The sequence below is a fragment of the Pseudomonas sp. P5_A2_2 genome (assembly GCF_054177685.1).
This window is the reverse complement of the sequence record NZ_JBGCUL010001156.1, coordinates 1-1,303: the sequence shown is the minus strand read 5'-3', so window position 1 is coordinate 1,303 and position 1,303 is coordinate 1. Positions and strand designations below refer to the sequence as shown.

At 63.3% G+C, this 1,303-nt stretch carries 1 protein-coding gene; it reads left to right on the top strand.

Going from position 1 to position 1,303, the window contains the following annotated elements:
* Positions 1-60: 60 nt before the first annotated feature.
* Positions 61-1,303 (top strand): acetyl-CoA C-acetyltransferase (locus ACXRVY_RS29665; RefSeq protein WP_458239040.1); only part of this gene is annotated, 1,243 nt, incomplete at its 3' end.

Below are 1,303 nucleotides of genomic sequence, written 5' to 3'. Positions count from 1 at the left end.
CGAGCAGGCTCGCTCCTACAGGGGCGGTTTTCGATTTGAATCATTCACCAGGAGCTTTTCATGACCCAACTGCGCCGCGTGGCGATCATCGGTGGTAACCGGATTCCCTTCGCCCGCTCCAACGGCCCCTACGCCACCGCCAGTAACCAGGTGATGCTCACCGTCGCCCTCGAAGGTCTGATCGAACGTTACAACCTGCACGGCCAGCGCATCGGCGAAGTGGTCGCCGGGGCCGTGCTCAAGTTGTCGCGGGACATGAACCTCACACGCGAGTGCGTACTCGGTTCGCGGCTTTCGCCCACCACCCCGGCCTATGACATCCAGCAGGCGTGCGGTACTGGGCTGGAGGCAGCGTTGCTGGTGGCGAACAAGATTGCCCTGGGCCAGATCGACTGCGGCATTGCCGGTGGTGTGGACACCACCTCGGATGCGCCGATCAGCGTCAGCGAGGGCCTGCGCAAAATCCTCCTGCAAGCCAACCGCGCGAAAACCACCGGCGACAAACTGAAAACCTTCCTGCAATTGCGCCCCAGACATCWGATCCCCGAATTCCCGCGCAACGGCGAGCCGCGCACCGGGTTGTCCATGGGCCAGCATTGCGAACTGATGGCCCAGACCTGGAACATCCCGCGCGAAGCACAGGATCAACTGGCGCTCGAGAGCCATCAGAAACTGGCCGCGTCCTTCGCCGAAGGCTGGCACAACGACCTGATGACACCGTTCCTGGGCCTGACCCGCGACAACAACCTGCGCCCGGACTCCACGCTGGAAAAGCTCGCCGCGCTCAAGCCAGCCTACGAGAAAAGCGCAAGGGGCACCCTGACCGCAGGCAACTCCACACCACTGACCGATGGTGCGTCACTGGTGCTATTGGGCAGTGAGGAATGGGCCAAGGAGCGCGGGTTACCGATTCTTGCCTACTGGCGCGACGGCGAGGCGGCTGCGGTGGATTTCGTCAACGGCGCCGAAGGCTTGTTGATGGCGCCGGTCTACGCCGTACCGCGCTTGCTGGCGCGCAATGGTCTGACCTTGCAGGATTTCGACTACTACGAAATTCACGAAGCCTTCGCCGCGCAAGTGCTGTGCACGTTGAAGGCCTGGGAAGATCCGCAATATTGCAAAACCCGTCTCGGCCTCGATGCGCCGTTGGGCTCGATTGACCGCCGCCGACTCAACGTCAAAGGCAGTTCACTGGCGGCGGGGCACCCGTTTGCCGCCACCGGCGGGCGCATCGTCGCCAACCTGGCGAAGTTGCTGGATGCGGCGGGCAAGGGGCGGGGGCTGATTTCGATTTGCGCTGCGG